Annotated in this window: 21 protein-coding genes; 14 read left to right on the top strand and 7 right to left on the bottom strand. The window is 56.8% G+C overall.

Annotated features, from left to right (window positions below):
* Positions 1-4 precede the first annotated feature (4 nt).
* From mmsB to HWX89_RS04075, 4 genes are all read left to right on the top strand, one after another.
* Complete coding sequence (gene mmsB / locus HWX89_RS04090; protein ID WP_138793647.1) at positions 5-889, top strand: 3-hydroxyisobutyrate dehydrogenase; 885 nt, start codon at positions 5-7, stop codon at positions 887-889.
* Complete coding sequence (locus HWX89_RS04085; protein WP_138793648.1) at positions 886-2,841, top strand: acetoacetate--CoA ligase; 1,956 nt, start codon at positions 886-888, stop codon at positions 2,839-2,841. The genes mmsB and HWX89_RS04085 overlap by 4 nt, the downstream gene beginning before the upstream one ends.
* Positions 2,842-2,844: 3 nt before the next feature.
* Positions 2,845-3,636 carry a 3-hydroxybutyrate dehydrogenase gene (locus HWX89_RS04080; protein WP_138793649.1) on the top strand — a complete coding sequence of 264 codons (792 nt, stop codon included), beginning with the start codon at positions 2,845-2,847 and terminating at the stop codon, positions 3,634-3,636.
* 120 nt (positions 3,637-3,756) lie between these two features.
* Positions 3,757-6,096, top strand: a complete 2,340-nt coding sequence (locus HWX89_RS04075; protein ID WP_138793650.1) for a glucose/quinate/shikimate family membrane-bound PQQ-dependent dehydrogenase — start codon at positions 3,757-3,759, stop codon at positions 6,094-6,096.
* A gap of 33 nt (positions 6,097-6,129) precedes the next feature.
* On the opposite strand, the gene HWX89_RS04070 is transcribed toward HWX89_RS04075, so the two are convergent.
* The gene (locus HWX89_RS04070; RefSeq protein WP_138793651.1) at positions 6,130-7,146 is read right to left on the bottom strand and encodes an NAD-dependent epimerase; all 1,017 of its coding nucleotides are present in this window, start codon (positions 7,144-7,146) and stop codon (positions 6,130-6,132) included.
* Between the two features lie 14 nt (positions 7,147-7,160).
* Positions 7,161-8,465 (bottom strand): UDP-glucose dehydrogenase family protein, encoded by a 1,305-nt coding sequence (locus tag HWX89_RS04065; protein ID WP_138793652.1) that lies wholly within the window; start codon positions 8,463-8,465, stop codon positions 7,161-7,163.
* Between the two features lie 465 nt (positions 8,466-8,930).
* Between HWX89_RS04065 and HWX89_RS04060 the strand changes: the two genes are divergently transcribed.
* From HWX89_RS04060 to HWX89_RS04050, 3 genes are all read left to right on the top strand, one after another.
* Positions 8,931-9,818: a DMT family transporter gene (locus tag HWX89_RS04060; RefSeq protein ID WP_138793653.1), complete on the top strand. Its 888-nt coding sequence runs from the start codon at positions 8,931-8,933 to the stop codon at positions 9,816-9,818.
* 130 nt (positions 9,819-9,948) lie between these two features.
* Positions 9,949-10,926, top strand: coding sequence for a glutathione S-transferase family protein (locus HWX89_RS04055; RefSeq protein WP_138793654.1), 978 nt, complete (start codon positions 9,949-9,951; stop codon positions 10,924-10,926).
* A gap of 3 nt (positions 10,927-10,929) precedes the next feature.
* Positions 10,930-11,547 (top strand): alpha/beta hydrolase, encoded by a 618-nt coding sequence (locus HWX89_RS04050; protein ID WP_138793655.1) that lies wholly within the window; start codon positions 10,930-10,932, stop codon positions 11,545-11,547.
* Between the two features lie 13 nt (positions 11,548-11,560).
* Here the strand turns inward: HWX89_RS04050 and HWX89_RS04045 are convergent, their stop codons facing one another.
* Positions 11,561-12,463, bottom strand: a complete 903-nt coding sequence (locus tag HWX89_RS04045; RefSeq protein ID WP_138793656.1) for a LysR family transcriptional regulator — start codon at positions 12,461-12,463, stop codon at positions 11,561-11,563.
* A gap of 290 nt (positions 12,464-12,753) precedes the next feature.
* Between HWX89_RS04045 and HWX89_RS04040 the strand changes: the two genes are divergently transcribed.
* The 3 genes from HWX89_RS04040 to HWX89_RS04030 are packed head-to-tail and all read left to right on the top strand — an operon-like array spanning position 12,754 to position 15,330.
* Positions 12,754-13,707, top strand: a complete 954-nt coding sequence (locus tag HWX89_RS04040; protein WP_138793657.1) for an aliphatic sulfonate ABC transporter substrate-binding protein — start codon at positions 12,754-12,756, stop codon at positions 13,705-13,707.
* A gap of 22 nt (positions 13,708-13,729) precedes the next feature.
* Positions 13,730-14,509 (top strand): ABC transporter permease subunit, encoded by a 780-nt coding sequence (locus HWX89_RS04035; protein ID WP_138793658.1) that lies wholly within the window; start codon positions 13,730-13,732, stop codon positions 14,507-14,509.
* An 11-nt stretch (positions 14,510-14,520) separates the two neighbouring features.
* Entirely contained in the window at positions 14,521-15,330 is an 810-nt protein-coding gene (locus tag HWX89_RS04030) for an ABC transporter ATP-binding protein (RefSeq protein WP_138793659.1), read from the top strand.
* A gap of 51 nt (positions 15,331-15,381) precedes the next feature.
* On the opposite strand, the gene putA is transcribed toward HWX89_RS04030, so the two are convergent.
* Positions 15,382-19,068, bottom strand: coding sequence for a trifunctional transcriptional regulator/proline dehydrogenase/L-glutamate gamma-semialdehyde dehydrogenase (putA, locus tag HWX89_RS04025; protein ID WP_138793660.1), 3,687 nt, complete (start codon positions 19,066-19,068; stop codon positions 15,382-15,384).
* A 173-nt stretch (positions 19,069-19,241) separates the two neighbouring features.
* On the opposite strand from putA, the gene HWX89_RS04020 reads away from it, so the two are divergent.
* Positions 19,242-19,712, top strand: coding sequence for an Lrp/AsnC family transcriptional regulator (locus HWX89_RS04020; RefSeq protein WP_138793661.1), 471 nt, complete (start codon positions 19,242-19,244; stop codon positions 19,710-19,712).
* 32 nt (positions 19,713-19,744) lie between these two features.
* Here HWX89_RS04020 and HWX89_RS04015 read toward each other — a convergent pair whose 3' ends face one another.
* Both HWX89_RS04015 and HWX89_RS04010 read right to left on the bottom strand, forming a co-directional pair.
* Positions 19,745-20,317, bottom strand: coding sequence for a sigma-70 family RNA polymerase sigma factor (locus tag HWX89_RS04015; RefSeq protein ID WP_138793662.1), 573 nt, complete (start codon positions 20,315-20,317; stop codon positions 19,745-19,747).
* Positions 20,317-20,523: a NepR family anti-sigma factor gene (locus tag HWX89_RS04010; RefSeq protein WP_138793663.1), complete on the bottom strand. Its 207-nt coding sequence runs from the start codon at positions 20,521-20,523 to the stop codon at positions 20,317-20,319. The genes HWX89_RS04015 and HWX89_RS04010 overlap by 1 nt, the downstream gene beginning before the upstream one ends.
* Positions 20,524-20,659: 136 nt before the next feature.
* On the opposite strand from HWX89_RS04010, the gene HWX89_RS04005 reads away from it, so the two are divergent.
* Positions 20,660-21,454 (top strand): response regulator, encoded by a 795-nt coding sequence (locus HWX89_RS04005; RefSeq protein WP_138793664.1) that lies wholly within the window; start codon positions 20,660-20,662, stop codon positions 21,452-21,454.
* Positions 21,455-21,552: 98 nt separating this feature from the next.
* The gene (locus HWX89_RS04000; protein ID WP_138793665.1) at positions 21,553-22,536 is read left to right on the top strand and encodes a sensor histidine kinase; all 984 of its coding nucleotides are present in this window, start codon (positions 21,553-21,555) and stop codon (positions 22,534-22,536) included.
* 202 nt (positions 22,537-22,738) lie between these two features.
* On the opposite strand, the gene HWX89_RS03995 is transcribed toward HWX89_RS04000, so the two are convergent.
* Positions 22,739-24,460, bottom strand: coding sequence for a sensor histidine kinase (locus tag HWX89_RS03995; protein WP_178340617.1), 1,722 nt, complete (start codon positions 24,458-24,460; stop codon positions 22,739-22,741).
* Positions 24,461-24,695: 235 nt separating this feature from the next.
* Between HWX89_RS03995 and HWX89_RS03990 the strand changes: the two genes are divergently transcribed.
* Positions 24,696-25,271 (top strand): PRC-barrel domain-containing protein, encoded by a 576-nt coding sequence (locus HWX89_RS03990; protein ID WP_138793667.1) that lies wholly within the window; start codon positions 24,696-24,698, stop codon positions 25,269-25,271.
* Positions 25,272-25,304: the final 33 nt, after the last annotated feature.

Here is a 25,304-nt window from a genome sequence, read left to right as displayed (position 1 = left end):
GACCATGCAAACCGTCGCTTTTATTGGGCTGGGGCATATGGGCCTGCCCATGGCTGTCAATCTGGTGAAGGCGGGATACGCCGTCAGAGGTTTCGATCTTGCCGAGGCCTGCATCACTGCCGCAAGGCAGGCGGGTGTACCGGTCGCGGCTGCGAGCGAGACCGCGATAGATGGTGCGGATGTCGTCATAACGATGTTGCCGAAGGGCGAACATGTGGTTTCCGTTTATGGTGATCTGGTGCGGAAGGTCGCGTCCGGAACGCTTCTCATCGATTGCTCCACTGTCGATATGGAGAGCGCCTTGAAGGCCCATGCGCTGGCGGTATCTGCAGCCTGCCCGTCTGTCGATGCGCCCGTTTCTGGAGGCACTGGCGGGGCAGCAGCTGGAACCCTGACCTTCATGTGTGGCGGTGAGGCGGACGCTTTCACAGCAGCAAGACCGATCCTCGAGGCAATGGGCAAGAAGATCGTCCATTGCGGCAAGGGTGGCAACGGACAGGCGGCGAAGATCTGCAACAACATGATCCTCGGTATTTCGATGATCGCTGTATCAGAGGCCTTTGTGCTGGGCGAAAAGCTTGGTCTTTCGCATCAAGCGCTTTTCGATGTTGCTTCCACCTCGTCAGGACAGTGCTGGTCGCTCACCACCTATTGCCCAGTGCCAGGTCCGGTGCCGACGTCACCGGCCAACAATGAATACAGGCCGGGTTTTGCCGCAGCCTTGATGTTGAAGGATTTGAAGCTGTCACAGGAAGCCGCGAATGGCGCTGGGGCCTCCACGCCACTCGGGAAGGCCGCCGCCGAGCTCTATGAAGGATTTGTGGGGGAGGGCAGCGGTGATCGCGATTTTTCGGCAATCGTCGAGATGTTGCGGGGAGGTGATGCATGAACGCAGTCACACCGTCGGATGTTCTGTGGAGCCCGCCGCAGGCCCGGGTGCGGCAGTCGGCACTCTTTCTGTTTGCTGAAAAAACGAAACCGCGGCATGGAGCCGAGCCGGATGATTATCCAGCGCTCCTGTCCTGGTCGGTCCGCGATCCCGAAGGTTTTTATGCCGCTCTCTGGGATGAGCTAGATATCATCGGAGAGCGAGGAGGCAGGTCCTTCGTCGCGGGAAACTCGATCCGCGATGCCGTCTTCTATCCGAAGGCACGGGTAAATTATGCCGAAAACCTTCTACGCGATGCCGACGACCGGCTGGCCATCATCGCGCATCGGGATGATGGCACCAGGCGGACCGTAACCCGGCGCAATTTATACGATGATGTTTCCCGTCTGGTTCAGGCTCTTCGTGCTGCAGGCGTTGGAGAAGGCGATCGTGTCGGGGCGATCGTCACGCACGATATAGAGGCGATAGTCGGTTATCTGGCGACGAGCGCCATCGGTGCGATCTGGTCGTCCTGTTCACCGGATTTTGGGCCGGCCGGCGCATCTGACCGACTGTCGCAGATCGATCCGAAAATCCTGATCGCGGTGGCGGAATACGGTTATGCTGGTAAACGCATCGATGTCGCACCGACAATACGGGCTGTGGCGGAGAGCGCCAAACCTGAAAAAATTGTCTTGATCGGAGACGGGGTCCCGGCAGTTCTCGCCGACCTAGGCTGCACGACGATTGCGGATTTCGTTGCGCCATTTGATGCGACAGAGATCGCTTTTAATCGTCTGCCGGTCAAGGCGCCGCTGGTTATCCTCTATTCCTCCGGCACGACAGGCAAACCGAAATGCATCACCCATTCTGGTGGTGGGCTGCTTCTTCAGCACATGAAGGAACAGAAGCTGCAATGCGATATCCAGCCCGGCGAACGGTTTTTCTATTTTACCACCTGCGGCTGGATGATGTGGAACTGGCAGGTTTCAGGCCTTGCCCTCGGTGCAACCCTCGTTACCTATGACGGCAATCCCGGTTATCCTTCATCTGCGCGTCTGGTCGATCTGATCGATGCGGAAAACATCGCCACTTTCGGGACATCGGCAAAGTTCATCGACGCCTGCCTGAAGGCAGGGGTGAAGCCTCGCGAGAGCCACAATCTCTCGTCCCTCAGAACTATTCTTTCAACCGGATCACCGCTTATCCCGGCCTCTTTCGATTACATCTATCGGGAGTGGAAGGCTGACGTGCATCTCGCCTCGATTTCCGGTGGCACGGATATCTGCGCCTGTTTCCTCGGTGGCAATCCGTTGCAAGCGGTGCACCGCGGTGAGTTGCAGGGCGCGATGCTCGGCATGGACATAGACACACTGGACGATCAGGGGCGATCTGTTTCCGGCGTGCCGGGTGAGCTTGTCTGTCGCAATGCGCATCTTTCCATGCCGGTCAAGTTCTGGGGCGATGAGGATGGTTCGCGTTATCAGTCGGCTTATTTCGACCGGTTCCCCGGCATATGGGCGCACGGCGATTTCGCAGAAAAACGACCGTCCGGCGGTTATGTCATCCACGGCCGTTCTGACACAACGCTCAATCCGGGCGGCGTGCGCATCGGCACGGCGGAAATTTACCGGCAGGTGGAAACCGTACCGGACGTCGAGGAGGCAATTGCGGTCGGACAGGACATCGATGGCGACCAGCGCGTCATACTTTTCCTTCGTCTCAAGAGCGGTGTAACCCTGACCGACGAGCTGGAAAAGACCATACGAACGCGTATCCGTTCTGGGGCGACGCCGCGCCATGTTCCGGCAAAGATCATTGCAGTCGGGGCTATCCCGCGTACCCGCTCCGGCAAAATCTCCGAGATCGCTGTCCGGGATACGATCCATGGCCGGCCGGTTAAAAATGCCGATGCGCTGGCCAATCCGGAAGCGCTTGAACTGTTTCGCAACCTGCCGCAATTGAAGGACTAGGCTATGGGCGAAGACACAGAACCGAAGATCGTCCTTGTCACAGGATCGACGAGTGGAATTGGGCTGGCAATTGCCAAACGTTTTGCCGAGGCAGGATACCTCGTGGCGCTTCACGGCATCGAAGAGGCTGAAGATGCGGCTCAGGTGCTTGAAACAGTGGCAAAAAACGCCCGGCATACGCCTGTCTATTTCTCCGCCAACCTGGCCAAATATGAAGAAAGTGCCCATCTCGCCGAAACCGTGATCGGCAAACTTGGCGGTATCGATGTGCTGGTCAACAATGCCGGCATTCAAAAGGTCGCCCCGATCGATGAGTTTGATTTCGCAGATTTCTCGCGGATTGTTGCCGTCTCGCTGGATAGTGCTTTCCATGCAACCCATGCCGCCTTGCCTGGCATGAAGCAAAGGGGATGGGGCCGCATCATAAATATCGCATCCGCGCACGGCTTGCGGGCATCGCCTTTCAAGGCACCCTATGTGGCGACCAAACATGCGGTGGTGGGGCTGACGAAAAGCGTGGCACTGGAAGTGGCCGAGCAGGGGATTACCTGCAATGCCATCTGCCCCGGATACGTTTTGACGCCGCTTGTCGCGGCGCAGATTGTCGATCAAGCCCGCGTGCATGGCATGAGCGAAGAAGATGTTATCAAAAAGGTCATTCTTGCCCCTCAGCCGACCAGACGGTTCGTCCAGCCGGAAGAGATTGCCGAGATGGCGCTTTATCTCTGTGGCGACATGGCCCGATCCATCACCGGAACAACCATCTCGATCGATGGTGGATGGACGGCAAAATAAGCTTTTGATTGCATAGTGGAGTGACACTTCAAGCTTGGCTTGAACAAAAAAGAGAGCCAGACGGAACCAAATGCCCTCGACTTCGTTGCACGCAAAGTGACAGGGAATCGGGGGCAATTCATGGCAGTTACAGTCACTGCAGTTATTCTCACGCTTATCGGGCTTGCTTTGTTCGGGTTCGGCTCACAACTGGTGATGCTGGGCGGAAGCTTTTATTATGCCTTGTCGGGGCTTGCCTTCGTGCTCACCGCCGTCCTTTTGTTCAAGCGCAGCAAGTTTGCGCTTCACGTCTACGCGGTTCTCATCCTTGCCACCCTCGTCTGGGCAATTTGGGAAGTCGGTTTCGACTGGTGGCAGCTCGGGCCTCGTGGCGGTGTCATCATTCTCATCGGCTTGTGGTTGCTGACCCCCTGGATCAAGAAACCGCTCGGGTTTGCGAGCCCGACGGGAACGGTTTACGGTCCGAATGCGTGGCCGCTGGCACTCTCGGTTCTGATCGCGATCATCGTCGCCGGTTACTCGATGACGCAGGACCCGCACAATCAGTCGGGAGAGTTGCCGCAAGAAAAGCTGGTGTCCGCACCGGTCTATGGCGGCGATGTGCCTGATAATGAGTGGCATCAGTATGGTCGCACACCTTACGGCCAGCGTTATTCGCCCCTGACGCAGATCACCGTCGACAATGTCTCTCAGTTGAAGGAAGTCTGGCGTTACCAGACCGGCGACGTCAAGCTGCCGGACGACGTGGGTGAGACCACCTACCAGGTCACGCCGCTCAAGGTTGGCGGGCTGCTTTATATCTGCACGCCTCACAATTGGGCGATTGCCATTGACGCCGCAACCGGCAAGGAAAAATGGAAGTACGATCCGAACGTCGGCCTTAACCCCGACCGGCAGCATCAGACTTGCCGTGGCGTTTCCTATTATGCTGAACCGTCAGCTGCGCCGGGAACCGCTTGCGCACAGCGCGTCTACCTGCCCACCTCGGATGCCCGCCTGATTGCACTCGATGCGCAGACCGGACAGGTCTGCACCTCCTTTGCCGATCAGGGTGTGCTGCACCTTGAGCAGGGCATGCAATACAATCCAGCGGGCTATTATTACTCTACATCACCGCCTGTGATCGTCGCGGGAAAGATCATCATCGGCGGCGCGGTGAACGATAATTACTCGACGCAGGAGCAATCCGGCGTCATTCGCGCGTTTGATGTCAACACGGGCGCGCTGATCTGGAACTGGGATTCGGGAAATCCGACGAAAACAGAACCGCTTGGACCGGGTGAGACGTACACCACTAACTCACCGAATAGCTGGTCCGTGTTCAGTTATGATGAGGACCTCGGTCTCGTTTATATCCCGCTCGGCAACCAGGTGCCTGACCAGCTTGGCATGGGGCGCAGCGAGAGCGTCGAGAAATATTCGTCGTCAATCGTCGCACTGGATATCAACACCGGGAAGGACCGCTGGGTTCGCCAGACCGTTCATCACGATCTCTGGGACATGGACGTTCCCGCCCAGCCGGTGCTTCTCGACATCACCAAGCAAGACGGAACCACAGTTCCCGCACTGGTGGGGCCGACCAAACAGGGTGACATCTATGTTCTCGACCGCCGTACAGGCGAGCCCCTGCTGGCCGTTACCGAAGAACCGGCGCCTGGAGGCGCTATCCCTGAAGATTTCAGCGCGCCCACGCAGCCGACATCACTTCTCACATTCAAACCCGCCCCACTGCAGGAAAAGAACATGTGGGGCGTTTCCATGTTCGATCAGCTTGCGTGCCGTATCAGCTTTCATCAGTTGAATTACAAGGGGCGCTACACGCCGCCATCATTGACGGGTACGCTCGTTTATCCCGGGAATTTTGGTACGTTCAACTGGGGCAGCGTGGCAATTGATCCTGAGCGCCAGGTGATGTTTGGCATGCCGACGTACCTTGCCTTCACCTCGCGTCTTGTTCCGCGTGATCAGATTCCACCTAAAGGACAGGATGAAAAGGGCAGTGAGCAGGGTCTAAACCGCAATGATGGAGCGCCCTATGGTGTCTTTATGGGGCCGTTTCTTGGTCCGTTGAAAATTCCCTGCCAGGCGCCGCCTTGGGGCTATGTCGCCGGTGCCGACCTGCGTACCGGAGATATTGCCTACAAGCGCAAGAACGGCACCGTTTATGACATGACACCGCTGCCGCTTCCCTTCAAGATCGGGGTGCCGGGCATCGGCGGACCAATTATCACCAAGGGTGGCGTTGCGTTTCTTGGTGCTGCGGTCGACAATTATCTGCGCGCCTATGACCTGACGACCGGCAAGCAGCTTTGGGATGCGCGGCTTCCGGCAGGTGGACAGGCAACACCGATGACCTATGCACTCGATGACGGCAAACAATATGTTGTCATGGTTGCTGGCGGTCACGGCTCCGTGGGAACGAAACCAGGCGATTACGTTATCGCATATTCGCTGCCGTAGCGGCGTACGAACAGCATCTATGAAGGGCCGGGGTTAAACCCGGCCTGATTGCATGTCGCGATACCACGCTACCAGCGCTTCAATGCCTTGTTCGACGGACGTTTGCGGCACGTAATCTGTCAACGCACGCAGCAGGTCTGGCGAGGCGAATGTGCGTGGCACATCGCCTTGCTGCATGGGCAGCATGTTGCGGATTGCCGGTTTGCCGACAGCCTTTTCCACGGTTTCGACGAAATGCATCAGCTGGACGGGTTGGCCACCGCCGACATTCACGACGCGGAACGGTGCGTGCCGTGACAGAGAGTCGATGACGCCGTCCTGTGTGACACGGTTGTCTTCGGATGGAATGACCTGGCTCAGCCGCACGATGCCTTCAACCAGGTCATCGATATAGGTGAAATCGCGGCTCATATTGCCTTCACCATATATATCGATCGGGCGGTTGTTTGAAATCGCATCCACGAATTTGATCGGCGCCATATCAGGGCGACCCCAGGGGCCATAGACCGTGAAAAAGCGGAACGCCGTGATGGGCAATTTGTAGAGATGGGCATAGCTATGCGCCATCAACTCCATGGATTTTTTCGTTGCGGCATAAAGCGTCATCGGCTCGTCGGCCTTGTCGCTTTCAGCAAATGGCACCTTCTCGTTCGCCCCGTAAATGGACGAGGTCGAAGCCAGCATCAGATGTTTGACACCAACGGACTTTGCAAGTTCGAGTACATTCCATGACCCCGTGAGGTTGGAATCGATATAGGCTTTGGGATTTTCGAGGCTGTAGCGAACACCCGCCTGGGCGGCGAGATGAATGATGATCTCAGGTTCGGCGGCCTCTGCAGCGCGTTTCAACGCATCGACATCTTCGAGCATGCCGATCTCTGCCTTGAAGCCGTTGGACCGGGCGAGGATCGCGTGACGTTTTTCTTTCAGGCTGACATCGTAGTACTTCGTCATGCCGTCGAAGCCGACCACGAAATGGCCCTGATCGAGCAGGCGTTTTGCCACGTAAAAGCCGATGAAGCCCGCTGTGCCGGTTATCAGATAACGCATAGTCCGAAGTACCTTTATGGGCGACCGATAGCGGCATAGGCGAAGCCGTGCGCCGATACCTCGTCAGTTCGATAGATGTTACGCAGATCCACCAGGATCGGGCTTTTCATGATTGCTTTCAGACGTGGTAGATCGAGCGCGCGGAACTGGTTCCACTCGGTCACGATAACCACTGCATCAGCATCTTGTGCCGCTTCATACGGCCCTTCGGCATACTCGATGTTCTCAAGCACATGGCGCGCGTTTGCCATCCCCTCAGGGTCGTATCCGATCACCTTTGCACCGCCGTCCTGCAGTGTCTGGATGATGGCGATTGCAGGGCTGTCGCGCATGTCGTCGGTGTTCGGCTTGAAGGTGAGACCGAGCACGGCGATCTTCTTGCCGCGCACATCACCGCCCACAGCATTGATGACCTTTCGGCCCATGGCGCGTTTACGGTTGTCGTTGATGGCGATGGTGGTTTCGATCAGGCGAACAGGGCTGTCGTAGTCCTGTGCCGTTTTTGCAAGGGCCAACGTGTCCTTGGGAAAGCACGAACCACCGTAGCCTGGACCAGCATGCAGGAATTTCGAGCCGATGCGACCGTCGAGGCCGATACCGCGCGACACATCCTGAACGTTGGCGCCGACCTTTTCGCACAAATCCGCCATCTCGTTGATGAAGGTGATCTTCATCGCGAGAAACGCGTTGGCGGCATATTTGATCAGTTCGGATGCGCGTCGTGTCGTGAAGAGCAGCGGCGACTGGTTGAGATAGAGCGGACGATAGACCTCCGTCATGACCGGGCGGGCGCGCTCGTCGGAAAGTCCGACAACGATCCGGTCTGGTCTTTTGAAGTCTTCGATCGCCGCACCCTCGCGCAGAAACTCCGGGTTCGACACAACAGCGAAATCAGCGGACGGATTTTCTTCGCGGATGATGCGCTCGACCTCATCGCCAGTCCCCACGGGGACAGTCGACTTCGTCACAATGACGGTAAAGCCGGTGATGGCGTGAGCGATCTCTTTGGCTGCGGCATAGACATAACCGAGATCGGCGTGGCCATCGCCACGGCGCGACGGTGTGCCAACGGCGATGAAAACGACCTCAGCATTGCTGACGGCATCGGCGAGGTCGGTGGTGAAGCTTAGACGTCCAGCCTTGGCATTGTTGGCGACGATTGTCTCCAGGCCGGGTTCGAAGATCGGGATATGGCCACTTTTCAAGGCCTCGATTTTTTCCGGCATCTTGTCGACACAGATGACGTCGTGGCCGAAATCGGCAAAGCAAGCGCCGGAGACAAGGCCCACATAACCGGAGCCGATCATGACTATCCGCATTCGTCTTCCTTTCGGATATCCCGCGTTTCGTTTGAACAGTGCACTGTAAAGACTCGGGGGAGCGGTGAGGTCTCCACCACACGTTGTTTAGCCGCCTTCCCGTCCGTCGCCAAGCGCCGGTGTGAGAGTGGCCTATTCGCTTTGCATGAAGCTTGTGTGATTACGTTCAGCATTCGCCATTTAGTGGTTTGGTGCGAGCTTAAAAAAGGCTTTGCGCGGTCCGCTATCGTTGCGGGTTTGGGATAAATTTGTCGCACCTTCCGGTGATTTGCGCTGGTGCGGGTAAACGGGTTTATTTTTGCCGTTTGGTGGCTTGCACTCGCCAGTAGCCGGGTCTAGCTCTGGAGCAGAGGAGAAAATCTGCAACGATTGTGCTGCCGCCGATGCTCGATGAGCGTCGTTGTTTGCTCATGGTTTTTTGTGGTTTGGCTCTTACCCGCCTGTCCGATGCTCGGGGTTCCTGAAATGCAAAAAGGTTTTTTGCTCGGCTTGTTTGCCTATGCCAGCTTTTCCTGGGGGGACGCGACGATCAAGTCGCTCGGCTCGCAGGTCGGGGTCTTCCAGATCGGCTTTTTCAGCATTCTCTTTTCCGGCATCTTCATCTTTTTCAGCAGACCCCGAGACGAGAGATGGCGCGATTTCTGGCGCATGAGCCGTCCTTTCGCGGTGCATGGTCGTGCAATCTCAGGCCTCTTCGCAGGCATTCTCGGTATCTACGCATTTACAACCATTCCGTTGGCGGAGGCTTATGCCCTGATCTTCCTGTCACCGCTGTTCGTCACCGTGCTTTCAGCCGTGGTACTAAAGGAAGACATCGGACCGTGGCGTTGGGCGGCGGTGCTGGCCGGCATTGTTGGCGTGATGCTCGTCGTAAGGCCGGGCTTCAAGGCACTTGAATTGGGGCATGTTGCGGCAATCGGCGTTGCGTTTCTTGCGGCCATGACCATCGTTCTGCTACGCTCTTTGGCAGGCAAGGAAAAGCGCACGTCCATCATGGGTGTGCTTCTGACATATGGTCTTGTTTTCAACGGCGTTGCGTCGATCCCCGAATTTGTTGCGCCAAATCTTCATCAGATATTGGCGTTTGCATTTATTGGCCTTTGTACTGCTACCGGACAGATCACGCTGCTGGTTGCAACACGGATTGCGCCTGCCAGCCAGATCGCGCCATCTCATTATTCGCAGATACTCTGGGCCGTTGCCATCGGTGCGACCTTCTTCCATGAATATCCCGATGCCACTGCGATCTTAGGACTGGGCGTCATAGCAGCTTCAGGTCTTCTCACCATGATCCGAGAGAAAGTCAGGCTTGGCACAGTTCGCTGGAATCCTTTCTTTCGCAATCGTCTTTGAGGGCAACCTCAAGGTTTGAAAGCGGCGTTGTCGCGCCTTAGGAAACAGTGCGTCAACCGAAGTGCGGCTTGCTGCAGCGGCGCCGTGGGGCCCATAAGGTGTTCATCGATAGATGAACGGAGAGCTGCAAATGCTCGTGGACGGAAAGTGGACAGCCGATTGGCATCCGGTACAGGCAACGGACAAAAAGGGCGGCTTTGTCCGTCAAATATCCGGTTTTCGCAACTGGGTTACGCCGGATGGCTCGGCTGGATCGACAGGTGAGGGCGGTTTTAACGCTGAGCCCGGTCGCTATCATCTCTATGTCGCGTTGATTTGCCCTTGGGCGTCGCGCACGCTGATCGGTCGCAAACTTAAAAAACTCGAAGACGTCATTTCTGTCTCCGTGGTCGAACCGTTTCTGTCCGACGAAGGCTGGAAGTTCGGAGACTATCCGGGTTCGGATTACGACACGCTGAACGGCGTCACCTACATGCACCAGCTCTACACGCGTGCCGACCCGCATTATACCGGTCGCGCCACCGTTCCGGTGCTCTGGGACAAGAAGACGAACACAATCGTCAATAACGAATCCGCCGATATCCTGCGCATGCTCAATTCTGGTTTCGGTGACCTGGCAGACAATACCCTCGATCTTTACCCAGCGAATTTGCAGGCGCAGATAGATGCACTCAATGACTACATCTATCCGCACCTGAACAATGGCGTTTACAGAACAGGCTTTGCCACCACGCAGATCGCTTACGAAGAAGCGTTTGCGGATGTGTTTGCGACGTTGGACGAACTGGAGGCGCGGCTTGCCTCAAACGGCCCATTCCTGTTTGGCGATGTTCCAACGGAAACGGATATCAGGCTATTTGTAACCCTTGTCCGCTTCGATGCGGCCTATTTCGGCCTGTTCAAGTGCAATCTTCGGCGCATTGCGGACTATCCCGATCTGCAGGCCTATATGATGCGCGTGCTTGATATTCCCGGTGTCCGCTCGACGGTGAGCATCGATCACATCAAGCGTGGCTATTATTCGGTCAAGGCACTCAATCCGACACAAATCGTTCCCGTTGGTCCTGATATGCCTGGCCTCGATGACGTGAAACTTTCAAAGGACTAAGAGATGACTGAAGTCGGCGCACGCAACCTCGTCATTCTGTTGCACGGCGTTGGCAGCAATGGAGCCAATCTCGCTCCGCTCGCCAATCTATGGAATGGCCTGCTGCCCAATACGGACTTCGTCAGCCCCAATGGTCCGTTTGCTTTCGGGCGGGGTCCCGGACGGCAATGGTTCAGCATCGAAGGCGTTACCGAAGAAAATCGCCCGGATCGGGTGCGGGCTGCAAGGGGCGATTTTGATCGCGTTATCGGCGAAATCATTGCCGAGCACGGACTTGCCGACAATCCGCAGCGCGTCGCACTGGTCGGCTTTTCGCAAGGCTCGATCATGGCGCTTGACGTCCTGGCATCGGGACGACTGCCTGTCGCCGCCGTCGCTGCCTTTTCTGGCCGCCTTGCTTCGCCGCAACCCATCAGCCCATCACCGTCGACACGGCTGACCCTCATTCATGGCGATGAGGATCACATCATGCCGGTCTCCGAGAGCGTCAAGGCATCGGATATATTCAAGGCAGCTGGCGTGGAGACAGAACTGCATGTTTTGCCGGGCCTCGGTCACAGCATTTCTCAGGATGGCGCCATGATCGCCGGAAGGTTCCTGCAACGAGCCTTTGGCGTCTGATCGCAAAAAGACATCAGAGCGGCTTGCCGACCTGTTCGAGCAGCCAGCTCTGGAACGCACGGGCCAGCATGTTGTCCTGCCTTCCTTCGGGCAGGGCAACGTAATAGCTTTTGTCGGTCTGCAAGGGCGCGTCGAAAGCGATGATGAGGCGTTCTGAGGCCAGTTCCGCTTCGATCAGGTATTTGGGCAAAAGCGCGAAGCCTATTCCGCTGATGGCGGCCTCTATGATCATCGAAAACTGGTCGAAGCGACTGCCTCGGTAGGCATGCTGTGTGATGACGCCGTTCATCTCCATCCACTCCGTCCAGAGTTTTGGACGTGTGGTCAAATGCAAGAGCGGTTTGTCGGCGAGGTCTTGTGGCGCTGTGATACCGTTCGATGTCAGCAGCGCCGGGCTGGCAACCGGCACGATCACCTCGTCGCACAAGAAGGTGCAGGTTCCATGCGCCCAGACCGGCTGACCGTAATGGATCGCAAGATCGAACCCCTCCTCGTCGAAATCAAAGGGGTGAGATCGTGAGCCGACGGTAATTGTCGTCTGCGGGTTTGCTGTCAGGAAGTTGTGCAGGCGTGGCATCAACCAGCGGCTTCCGAATGTCGGGAGTGTGGCGATGGAAAGAGATGCATGCGAGGTCCCGGCCGAGACGGCGCGAACCATGAGCTGTTCGGATTGTTGCAACAGGCGGCGAACATCCGGCAGAAATTTTCGGCCGGCCTCGGAAAGAACGACACGCCTGCGGATGCGCTCGAAAAGCTGCATGCCGGTCTGTGCTTCGAGGTCGCTGATCTGGCGGCTAACGGCGCTCTGGGTCAGATTGAGCTCTTCTGCAGCGCGCGTAAAGTTTCCGTGCCTTGCGGCACACTCGAAAGCCTGCAGGGTGACGATATCGGGGATCAGCCTTCTGCGTGAATCCATTTCATCCTCGCACCAACGCGCCCGCAGTCCCAAATAGAAAGGGCGTTTCGGCGTCTTATCTGATTGCCGTGGAGAATAAAACGACCATCTTGGCTTCGCAGTTTTTGCCGCGCTCACAAGCGTCGAATTTTGAAACGTCCTTTAGCGTTCTCCGCAATGGCGCTCCCTAAAGAATGATATTTCCGGGGTCGCCAATTTATTGAATGATTGTTTCTCTATCGTTCAAGTGGAAAAATCTAGCATGTCTCCATATCGAAATCGGCCGGAAGATCGGCGACAAGGAGACACCAATGCAGGGCCTGACCCGTCGTATCTTTTCTGGAAGCGTTCTTGCTGCCGCGCTTTTTTCCACCGTGCCATTCCAGGCCAGCGCCGCCGAAGAATTGAAAATCGGCTACCAGAAGACGGGCCTGCCGGTTATCGCCCGCCAGCAAGGCGTGATCGAAAAGGCGCTTGAGGCCAAGGGTGTCAAGGTTTCCTGGGTCGAATTCACCGCCGGACCGCCTCTTGTCGAAGCTCTGAACGTCGGCTCGATCAATGTCGGATGGACAGGCGACGCGCCGCCAATTTTCGGACAGGCTGCGGGCTCGGCGATCGTTTATGTCGCAGCGCTTCCTTCGAACGGAAAGGGTGAGGCTGTCTTTGCCAAGGAAGCAAGTGGCATCAAGTCTGTTGCCGATCTCAAGGGCAAGAAGGTCGGGGTTGGCAAGGGTACCAGTGCGCATAACCTCCTCGTCGCGGCACTGGAAAAGAACGGCCTGAAGTTTTCAGATATCGAGGTGGTCTATCTGAGCCCGGCTGATGCTGCGGCTGCTTTCGCCAGTGACAAGATAGATGCCTGGGCTGTGTGGGACCCTTTCTTTGCCATCGCCGAAACCCGTTACAAGCCGGTGACGCTGGCTCGTACATCGGACGTGTTGGATGTGAACACGTATTTCCTCGCCAACCGCGACTATGCGAAGTCCAACGTTGAAACGATCAACATCACGGTCGATGCGCTCGGTGAGGCGGCGAAATGGTCTGCGGCAAACCGCGACAAGGTCGCTGCCGCTCTGCATGAAGTGACAGGCGTGCCACTTGAAGCGCAGACGCTGGCTGCAAACCGTTCTGAATTCGGTATCACCAAGATCGACGACAAGATCATTGCGGGCCAGCAGGAAACTGCCGACCGGTTCTATCGGCTCGGACTGATCCCGAAACAGATCAGCATCAAGGATGCCGTCTGGTCTGGCGCGACAAACTGATAGCAACGCCGGAGGACGCCTCATGAGCAAAAAAATCCAGTCGGCGAGCGGCAGCGTTATCGGCTGGCTTTTGCCTGCGCTGATCATTCTTGGATGGGAAGTTGCGGCCAGAGCTGGGTTGATCTCGGCCAATGTTCTGCCGGCGCCGTCTGCGGTGGCAGAGGCGTTCTGGCGGTTGCTACTCTCCGGCGAACTCTTGAACAATATTGGCGTGAGTTCGGCGCGGGCGTTGGCGGGTTTTGCGATCGGTGGTGCTATCGGGTTCATTTTTGGCCTCGCCAACGGACTGTCGAAATTTTCCCGTAGCTTTACCGATACGACGTTGCAGATGATCCGCAATATTCCGCATCTGGCGCTTATTCCTCTTGTCATCCTGTGGTTTGGTATCGACGAGGAAGCAAAGCTCTTTCTTGTCGCGTTAGGTGTGTTCTTCCCGATCTACATCAATACACTGCTCGGCATCCAAGGCGTTGATCCGCAATTGGTGGAGATGGGGCGCACCTACGGGATGTCTCCCTTCACACTGTTTCGCCGGGTTATTCTCCCCGGCGCTTTGCCAGCCATTTTCACGGGTCTGCGTTATGCCCTCGGCATCATGTGGTTGACGCTCATCGTGGCGGAAACGATCTCATCTTCTTCCGGTCTCGGCTACATGGCCATGCAGGCACGCGAGTTTCTGCTGATCGACGTGGTGGTGCTGTCGATCCTCATCTATGCGCTTCTCGGCAAGCTTGCGGATAGTTTCGCACGCTTCCTCGAAAGCATTTTCCTGCAATGGCATCCGGCCTTCAAAAAAGCTTGAGAGGTAGTTCAATGTCGACGGGGAACGTTACAACTTTGCGGCGGCCGGACACGGTGGAAACGAAAGCTGTGCCATCAACTGGCGTCAAAGAAAAAGGCAAAATCGCCTTCAGCCTTCGAAACGTTGCCAAGACCTTTGGCGATAAACCCGTATTGCGGGGAATTGATCTCGATGTGCATGAGGGTGAATTTCTCGCCGTCATCGGCAAGAGCGGCTGCGGAAAAAGCACGCTGCTCCGCATTCTGGCCGGCCTTGAAACGCCTACTTCCGGTACGGTTTCGAAAGATCCGCAGGACCGAACCCGCATCATGTTCCAGGAGCCTCGGCTGCTGCCGTGGGAGCGGATCGCAGACAATGTTTCGGTCGGCCTGACAGGCATTGCCAAGGGAGACCAAGCCAGAGAACAGGCCTTCGCCATTCTCGACGAGGTGGGTCTGAAGGACAGGGCAGGAGAATGGCCCTATGTACTGTCAGGTGGACAGAAACAGCGTGTGGCACTGGCAAGAGCATTGGTCGCTCACCCGCAGATCCTTGCGCTTGACGAGCCGCTTGGTGCGCTCGACGCTCTGACGCGCATTGAAATGCAGCTTCTGCTGGAGCGCATCTGGCGCAAACAGAAGTTTACCGCCGTTCTGGTCACACATGATGTTTCAGAAGCTGTGGCATTGGCGGATCGTATCGTGGTGATCGATGAGGGCCGTATCGCGCTTGATCTCGAGGTCAAATTACCGCGGCCGCGCCGACACGGTACGCCGGAGTTCGCAAGGCTGGAGGAGCAGGTTCTTGACCAGCTTTTTGGCCGAAGCGAAAACGGCGCCTGAGTAATGTTCGTGTAAGGAAATGGCAGGGCCGGAGCCCTGCCATGCTTGTTGTCAGCCGATGCTCATCAGGCTGGCGTTGCCACCGGCAGCGGTCGTGTTGACGCTGACGGAAACCTCTTCCACCAACCAATCGAGGTTGTATGGCTGGCTTGCACCGGAAAGCGCTTGCGTTGTCGCGGCCTGCACCAGAACCAGCGGTCCTGGCAGAGCTGCGACCTTCCGGTTGACCTCCACGACACGCTCCGCGTCGCCTTCCACCAGGGCACCCGCGAAAGGACCGGATTTTTCCCAGTTATCGACCCAGCTGATGCGTGAGGTCACGGTTGCCGGCAATCCATAGGTCGTCTTCTCGAGCCCGGACGTGTTGTCGACGACGACCTTGTTTCCGGTTGCCAGCGCCGCAGCTAACTGACGATAGAGGCCCTGTTCCGTCTGCGGAATAAGCAGGACTTTGCCACGCGGATGCAGGGCATAGACGTTGCGCTCACCCACCGGACCGGCCAGCTCCGTTTCGAAGCCAAGGCCGGAGAGAGCACCGGCCTCGTGCGCTGCCTCGGCGGCCACGGTTTCTCCGTTCTCAGTCAGCCAACGTGCAAAATCCGTTGCGGCTTCGTCCTGCTGGCTGATGATCCGATCAATTTTCGGCGCCTTTTGCGTCATGCGGCCAAGATAGAGCGGACCACCTGCTTTCGGACCGGTGCCGGAAAGGCCGCGTCCGCCGAACGGCTGCACGCCCACAACCGCGCCGATGATGTTGCGGTTGACGTAAAGGTTGCCGGCCTCGATACGGGACAGAACATGCTTGATCGTATCGTCGAGGCGGGTGTGAAGGCCAAAGGTCAGGCCATAACCGGTCGCATTAATCTGGTCGATGAGGTTGTTGAGGTCATTGCGCTTGAAACGAATGACATGCAGCACCGGTCCGAAGACTTCACGCTTCAGATCCGCGAGCGACTTCATCTCGATGATCGTTGGCGGAACGAAGGTTCCCTTGCCAGTGTCGCCAGCAAGATCGATCTGTTCGATACGATTGCCAAGCGTTCGCATCTGCTCCACGTGTTTCTCAATAATTCCCTTGGCTTCTGCCGTGATGACAGGGCCGACATCGACGGACAGACTATCGGTCCGTCCGATCCGCAATTCGTGCAATGCGCCCTTCAGCATGGTCAGTGTGCGGTCGGCCACATCGTCCTGCAGGCAAAGGATACGAAGCGCCGAGCAACGCTGACCGGCGCTGTCGAAGGCCGATGCGATAACGTCGGCGACGACCTGTTCGGCAAGGGCAGAGGAGTCGACGATCATGGCGTTCTGGCCACCAGTCTCGGCAATCAGCGGGACTGGCTGACCGTTTGCCAGGACGCGACCAGCGAGCTGGCTCTGGATGATCCGGGCAACTTCCGTTGATCCGGTAAACATCACGCCCGCCGTCAACGGTGAACCGACAAGTGTTGCGCCAGTCTTTCCGTCGCCTGGCATAAGTTGAACGGCGTCTGCCGGAACACCTGCTTCGTGAAGCAGACGTACCCCTTGAGCTGCGATCAGCGGGGTTTCTTCGGCAGGCTTCGCCAGAACTGGGTTGCCGGCAACCAGTGCCGCGGCAACCTGACCGATAAAGATTGCCAGCGGGAAGTTCCAGGGGCTGATGCAGACGACCGGGCCAAGGGCCACTTGTTCGGCGCCAATGTTCTTGCGTGCTTCACCCGCATAATAACGCAGGAAGTCGATCGCCTCACGCACTTCTGCGATTGCGTTGGGCATTGATTTTCCGGCTTCACGAATGATGAGGCCGAGCAGGGCTGGCATTTCCGCCTGCATCTGGTCAGCGGCGCGATCAAGGCAAGCGGCGCGCTCTTCAACGGCGGTGGAGGACCAGCGCGATGTCGATGCCTTCAGCATTGCCTTTTCGACGTCGGCCTCGGTCGGCTCAATGACGTAACCGACGACGTCGGCATGGTCCCCTGGGTTGAGGACGGGGCGGGCTTCACCGTTTGCCTCAGGCGCGGCGGCTTTCCATTCGGTCGCAGCACTCTCGCTCAAAATGGTGTTCAGCGTTGCCAGCGTCGTTTCACTGGAAAGGTCGAGGCCTGCTGAGTTCGCACGCTCGGTGCCGAACAATGCGGCTGGCGATGCGATGCGATCATGCTGCGCGCCGGGCTGCTGCATGGCTTCCACAACCGCAACCGGATCTTCCAGGAGAGCGTCGACCGGAACAGCAGGGTCGGCAATCCGGTTCACGAAGGACGAGTTCGCACCGTTTTCTAGGAGACGGCGAACGAGATAGGCCAGCAGGGTCTCATGGGTGCCAACGGGCGCATAGAAGCGGCAAGGACGGTCGAGGTTCTTCTTGCCAACAACTTCGCTGTAGAGCGGTTCACCCATTCCGTGCAGGCATTGGAACTCATAGTCACCAAGCTTAAAGTCCGGGCCGGCGAGATGATAAATCGTCGCCATTGACTGTGCATTGTGCGTGGCAAATTGCGGGAAGATCACATCGCGGGCTGCCAGCAGCTTGCGGGCGCAGGCAATGTAAGACACGTCAGTGTGCACCTTGCGTGTGAAAACCGGGAAGTCTTCAAGGCCATCCAGTTGCGCACGCTTGATCTCGGCGTCCCAGTAGGCACCCTTGACGAGGCGCACCATGATACGACGGTTGGCGCGGCGCGCCAGATCGATGATGTAGTCGAGCACGAATGGGCAGCGACGGCCATAGGCCTGCACCACGAAACCGAGGCCATTCCAGCCCGCAAGATCCGCATCATGTGCCAGTGACTCGAGAAGGTCGAGGGACAGTTCGAGACGATCGGCTTCTTCCGCGTCGATGTTGAGGCCGATATCATACTGCTTGCAGAGCAGCATCAGCGATTTCACGCGTGGCAGAAGCTCTTCCATGACGCGTGCGGCCTGCGCTCGCGAATAACGCGGATGCAGGGCGGAAAGCTTGATGGAAATCCCGGGGCCGCCATAGATGCCGCGCCCGGCAGAAGCCTTGCCGATCGCGTGAATGGCGTTTTCGTAGTCACGATAATAACGCTCTGCGTCTTTCGCCGTCGTGGCGGCTTCGCCGAGCATGTCATAGGAGTACTGGAAACCTTGCTCTTCCAATGGCTTCGAGCGCTTGATGGCTTCGGCGATCGTTTCGCCGGTGACGAACTGTTCGCCCATCATGCGCATGGCCATGTCCACACCGCGACGGATTACGGGTTCGCCGGCACGAGCGATCAGTTTCGTCAACGCTGAAGACAGGCCGCTGTCGTTGACGGTTGAGGTGAGTTTGCCGGTAATTACGAGACCCCAGGTTGCCGCATTCACAAACAGGGATTTGCCACCACCGATATGCGACTTCCAATCGCCGCGGGCGATCTTGTCACGGATCAAAGCATCACGGGTTGCCTTGTCGGGGATACGCAGCAATGCCTCGGCAAGGCACATCAGCGCGACACCCTCATGACTGGACAGCGAGTACTCCTGCACCAGTCCTTCAACGCCGGTGCCCTTGGTCTTGGCACGAAGGGACTCGATGAGTTTACGAGCGGTTGTGCGAATGGCGCTTGCCTGCTCTTCCGAAACGGTTGCCGCCTGCAAAAGCGGGACAAGGCATTCCGGTTCCGATCGGCGGTAGGCCGCAGTGATCGCCTGGCGCAGTGCACTCTGTTCGCGCACTGCCGGTGCAAATTGTTCAAAAATGCCAACCGCGTGCTTTGATGTGTTCAAACCGGTCGTGTTCGCGCCATCGGCCATCCGAATGATCCTTGAAAAGCTGTTTCGCCAAAATTGACGGCACCTGCTTATGCGGTTCGGCCATCATTTTTTCTGAGCCGACAATATCATTGCCTCAGAAATTGATATGGCCTTATTTCTTCGATAAAACAGGAAATACGAACTTTTGTTTTGCCGGAAAGGCGTCAATAAGAATGGCTATATCGAAAAAAGAAGTCGATCTGGATCACTTTGATCTCAAGATCATCGAGGCGCTGAGCGAAGACGGGCGCATGTCAGTGCTGCAACTGGCCAAAAAGGTCGGACTTTCAAAGACCCCTTGCCAAACCAGGCTCAAGCGTCTGGTGGATGAGGGCTATATTCTGGGCTTTCGCGCCATGCTCAATCAACACAAGCTCGGCGTCGACCATATCGCCTTTACCGAGGTCAAGCTTTCGGACACGCGTGAAAAGGCGCTGGAAGAGTTCAACGCTGCGGTCCGCAAGATCAAAGAGGTCGAAGAGTGCCATATGATTGCGGGCGCTTTCGACTATTTGCTTAAAGTACGAACAAGCGACATTCGCAAATATCGGCGGGTGCTGGGTGAAAAAATATCCAGCCTTCCGTCGGTCGCAAATACATCGACCTTCGTCGTCATGCAGTCGGTCAAGGAAGCCGGCATTTGACGGCTTCCTTGAAGGACGAATGAGCGATCTCGTCAGCGGATGCTTGCTGATGCCGTTCCCGTTGCCGCTGTCGTCTGCGCGTCCGGGCCGAATTCGTTTTCGTTTTCGATACCCAGAAGCTCCTGCAAGCGAATGCGCGCCCGGCTGACACGGCTCTTGATGGTGCCTACAGGGCATCCGCAAATCTCTGCGGCTTCCTCATAGGCAAAACCTGAGGCCCCGATCAGGAGGATTGCTTCGCGCTGGTCATCCGGCAGTTTCGCAAGCGCTGACCGGAAATCCTGAAGGTCGACAGAGCCGTGCTGTTCCGGCGGGACCGACAAACGTGCCGTGTAGGCGCCGTCTGTATCCTGCACTTCACGGCCGGACTTGCGGATCTGGCTGTAAAATTCGTTGCGCAGGATTGTGACGAGCCAGGCACGCATGTTGGTACCGGGCTGATAGCTATCCTGCTTCGCCCAGGCCTTCATGATGGTGTCCTGAACGAGATCGTCTGCGCGATCGCGGGACCTGATGAGTGAGATAGCGAAAGCACGCAGATTTGGCAGCGCTGCCAGCATTTCCCGTTTGAAATTGTATTCAGTCTGTTCGGGCTCTTTCGCCATCATCCCTCCGAAACCCCGTTCTTTGCCTTGTTTTCGGCTTCATCGAGTTTTTCGAGAAGATCGAGGAATTTATCGGGAATGCCTTCATCCTGAACGGCATCGTAAAGTTCACGCAGCTTGCGTGAGATCACAGCCCGCCCGGAGTGCGGAACCTGTGGTGCGGCGGGATTGTCCCGCGAATCTTGGTCCGATTGAAAAATGCTCATAACGTCCGGTATTCCTTTTGTGTCGCGGCTTTAAATGCACCGCGCAAAAAATAGTTCCCGCCGTTGGAACTATTTTTGCGATGCATGCGTTCGTACTTCGGTTTGCTGTGCAGACCGCATGAAAGGGGAGTTTTCCATGTCAGTTTCTACACGCATCGCACCGCACCTGCCTTATCTTCGCAGGTTCGCTCGTGCCGTTTGCGGTTCACAATCTACGGGCGACGCTTATGTCGCTGCTACGCTGGAAGCGTTGATCGCCGATATCGAGATCTTTCCAAAGACAAGCAGTGACCGTGTTTCGCTTTATCAATTGTTTGTATCGATTTTTAGTTCCGTTACGATCAACATAAAGACGGACGAAAATCTCTCCGGATGGGAAAAACGCGCTTCGGCTAATCTGTCTGCCGTGCCCGCCGTTCCTCGTCAGGCATTCCTTTTGACCACGGTCGAAGAGTTCTCGCCATCAGAAGCCGCCGAGGTTCTGAACGTGTCGGAAGAAGAGGTCAGCGAGCTGATTGACGAGGCCGCCTCGGAAATCGCCCGTCAGGTGGCGACCGATATCATGATCATCGAAGATGAGCCGTTGATCGCGATGGATATCGAGCAGATGGTCACCGATCTTGGGCACCGGGTGACCGGCATCGCCCGGACGCACACGGAAGCGTTGGAGCTGTTCCACAAGACGCAGCCGAAGATGATCCTTGCCGATATCCAGCTTGCCGACGGTAGTTCTGGTCTGGACGCCATGAAGGACATCCTTCAGATGACCTCCATGCCGGTGATTTTCATTACGGCGTTTCCTGAGCGGCTTCTCACGGGTGAGCGTCCGGAGCCGACCTTCCTTGTTACCAAGCCTTTCAACCCGGATATGGTAAAGGCGCTGATCAGCCAGGCCCTGTTCTTTAATGAAAGCTCTCGCGTCGCGGCATAAAAACGCTGACCTGCGTGTCAATTCCGGAACCACCTCCGTGGCCGGGCGTTGGCAGGTACGTTTTATGTTTGAGTGCAGCTTTCTTCTAGGAGACGAATTTGCATCGGCTGGCATGGCACAATGCGGACAGGGATGAGGGAGAACTCCATGACTCTCTCGTTCTTGCATTGCTCGATTCCGGTGAGACAGTCATGCTTCAGGATAGCAACAGGGACTATATCTTTGTTGCCAACTTGCCTGACGTATGGCGCTTGCCCGCCAATTCCCCGCCAACGGATGAAAGTCTGTTTGGCAGCGACCTTTCGGAGCGGCTTGCCGACCTCAAGAAGGATATGGTGGCTGCTGGAAGTCGCGGGATGCTGGAAGTGAACGCGGGTGCAAACCGCGTGTTTCAATTCCAGGTCTATTCCACGGTCAACCAGTCGAACCAGGCTGTGCTGAAGACCACGATCCGGGAAGTGACGCTGGAGCGGCGACGTGAGCAATTGCTCAGGTCGCTGCTACGCGAGGTCAGCCATCGTTCCAAGAACCTGCTTGCAATCATTCAGAGCCTTGCGGCGCAGACGGCGCGTTTCAGTCTCACTAAAGATGATTTCCTCCGTAAGTTCAGGGGGCGTTTGCATGCGCTTGCCCAAAGCCAGGATCTGATTACGGACTCGGATTGGCGTGGAGCTCGTATCTTCGAGCTTCTTCGCCAGCAATTCGATCTCTATGTGCCGGAGTACCCGAACCTTATCCGCATGGAGGGAGACGACCTCCTTCTCAATCCAAATGGTGCCCTTTATATCGGACTGGCCTTTCACGAACTGGTCGTCAACACGGTCAGTCACAGTGGAAATCTCGCCTATCACCTGCCCATCTCGTTACAGTGTCGGCGGGAAGGGGAGTTCTATATCGTCGAGTGGACCGAACCCGTCATGGCCTCCAAGGACCCAGTCGAAGCACGTCGAAGCAATTTCGGCAGTGTTGTGCTGGAAAAGGTGGTTCCGGCGGCTCTATCTGGGACGGCAGAGTATCAGCTTTCGCCAGAACGCGTGTTCTACAAGCTCAGGTTCCCGGCCTCAGATACAACCGAACCATAAGGCCGTCGACGTCGATGATCGACTTTTCAGGGATCTAAAATGAAAGCAGCACGGCTCTTGCCAGAGCCGTGCCACTTTAACTGCAGGTCTTCAGGGGCGAAACCTGCGTATATCAGCCAAGCTTTCAGGCGGGGACGGGGAATGGCTTGGCTGCATGGATAACGGCCTCGCCAGATTTTGGTTCCCATCCTTTTTGATTTTTTTATTGCGTCCCGAATTGCTCTGACTGTTTCGGCACGAAATAACGCATCGGCGCTTCCAGCGTCCAGACGAAACCCGTCGCGAGATAGTCGGTGACCACCTGTCCGCCAAACGCGCCCTCCGCGTGTCGTTTGATAACTGTGGTTCCGAAACCCTTACGGGTGGGCTGCGACGCCGGTGGTCCGCCGGATTCGGTCCATTGCACCAGCACCATGGCCTGCCCGTCTTTTTCAAACGTCTTCCAGTGCAAGGTGATCTTACCTTGTGACGTGGAGAGTGCGCCGTATTTGATCGAGTTCGTGGTCAGTTCATGCAAGACAAGGCCGAAGTTCTGTGCAGCTTCCGGCGAAAGCATAAAGTCGGTGCCATCAAGGATGACGCGCCCTGAGACGCTGCCGAAAACGTCCAGATGGGTTTCGATCAATTTGTGGATCGGCAGCCCTTGCCATTGCACTTCCGCCAGGGCCCTGATCGACATACCGAGACCGCGCAAGCGGTGATCCACCTCTTTCTGGAATTCGGGTATGCTGGTGTTCTCCCGTCCCAATTGCCGCATCATCGCCTGCACCAGCGTCAGGATATTCTTGGACCGGTGCACGAGTTCATGAAGCAGAAGCTGCAACTGGTCCTCTGCCTGACTGCGGTCGAATGAGGCATTTGAGAGTGCGACGGCAACCTGATTTGCTTCCTTGATACGCGTGTCGATAGGGGCGACAATTTCTCCCTCGCCGATCCGTTCAGCCATGCGCGTTAGGTCGCGGATGGATGTACGCAATTGTCGTCCGACGAGAGAAGCGCCGCCAATCGCGATCAACACCAGCAGAAGACTGCCGATCATCATCTGACGCCATGTGTCGATCAGTGCGGCCTGACCTGCCGCCATAGGCCCCCACATCACGGCCTTCCATTGCCAGCCCGGTAACTGGGCATAGGCGTAGAGATTCCCCTTGTCGTCAAAAAAGTTTCCACTGAATGCCGTCATTTCGGAGACGACGTCAGGCGCCGCAAAAGGCGTGCCGGACTGCATATCCTGACTGCTGGACACCACAACGCGGTTCGCGCCGTCGATGATGGCGATCGCCCAGTTCTGTGGCAGGTTTTCAGTTGAAATCAGCCTGCCAAGATCACTCGCGTTCTGCGTCAGGATCAGCGCGTCTCCCGCTGAAGAAAGCTTCTGATCCAGTGGCAAGGTGACGTTGAACACCCATTCTTTACTTGTCTGTCCGAAAAACAGGTTCGAGACAGAGATGCGCCGGGACTCGAGTGCACTGGAAAGATCGGCGCCTTGAGCAACTTTTGCCAGGGGTTGACCGTAGGGAACGCGGGTATTGAGCCGCTGTTGGCCATCCTTTGTCGCCAGAATGGCGTAAAGACCCTCTCGGCTCATACTTTCGCCTATACGCGTCTGAAACGCGGAGAGATTGCCGCTTTCCAGTTCGGGAAATTGCGATAGCAGGTTCAGCGAGGTGGTTATTTCCTGAAGCCTGCGGTCTATGTTGCGGCTGATGAATCTGACGTCTTCCACGGTTTCGCGGCGCAGATCGTCGCGTTTCTCGTTTTCGAGCCGCAACATCAGATATCCGACAAAGAGGATAAGCGGTAGCGTGATCACCGTCGCCATCACCACCAGATAGGTGCCGATAGAGGCTGTCGGGAAGAAATGGGCACCACGTCGGCGGATGCTGCTGATCAGGTCTTTTAGTCTCGTGCCGGGTCCAGGCATGTCAAAAACTCCGGCGGGCATCTCATTGTTACAAAGCGATAATACCGCTCCAAGCCCCTTTAGCAACTCCTGATTTGCATAGTTTCAGGCTCAGCCGTGGCGGGTTCAATTCAGCTTTCGGCTGAAAAATTCGGAACCATTTCAATCGCCAGCCCGTTTGCAAATCATGACCGGCCCAATGAACAAACGGCATAAACGCCGATGGCCGGATAGGAAAAATCGAAAGGAGGACAACATGACCAAGAAACTTCTCACGATCACCGCAGCGGCCCTGATGGGTGCAACCGCATTTGCACCGCTTGCTATGGCGCAGACCGCACAACCGGCTCCGGCTGCACCGAGCACAGAGGCACCTGCGGCTCCATCCGCGACGCCGATGGCTCCGACAGCGCCATCTGCTGATACCAGTGCAGCCGCCTCGACCACCGGTGGCTCTTATTTGACAGAGCAGGCTGAAAATCAGATCAGCGCAAACGACTACATCGGTAAGGCCGTCTACACTGCCGCTGATGAAAGCATTGGTAATGTGACAAATATTGTCATGGAAGAAAACGGTGGACTTGTCGCGGCCGTGGTTGGTGTCGGTGGCTTCCTTGGTATCGGCGCAAAGGACGTCGCCGTTCCGATGGACAAGATCACGATGACGCGGAATGCCGAAAACGGCACGATCCGTCTGACGACAACAGAAACCGCAGAAACGTTGAAAGCGGCGCCGGAATTCAAGACGCTGGAACAGAAGGCTTCCGAGCAGAACGCGGCAGCCCCGGCGCCAGCGCCTGACAACACGACGACCTCTGCTACAAAGCCATAACCCCTAGGGGAGCAGGAGCGGGGTGACGATGGT

The sequence above is a fragment of the Rhizobium sp. RM genome, from assembly GCF_013390595.1.
In the GTDB taxonomy this organism is placed as follows: domain Bacteria; phylum Pseudomonadota; class Alphaproteobacteria; order Rhizobiales; family Rhizobiaceae; genus Agrobacterium.
This window is presented reverse-complemented; position numbering and strand designations above follow the sequence as displayed.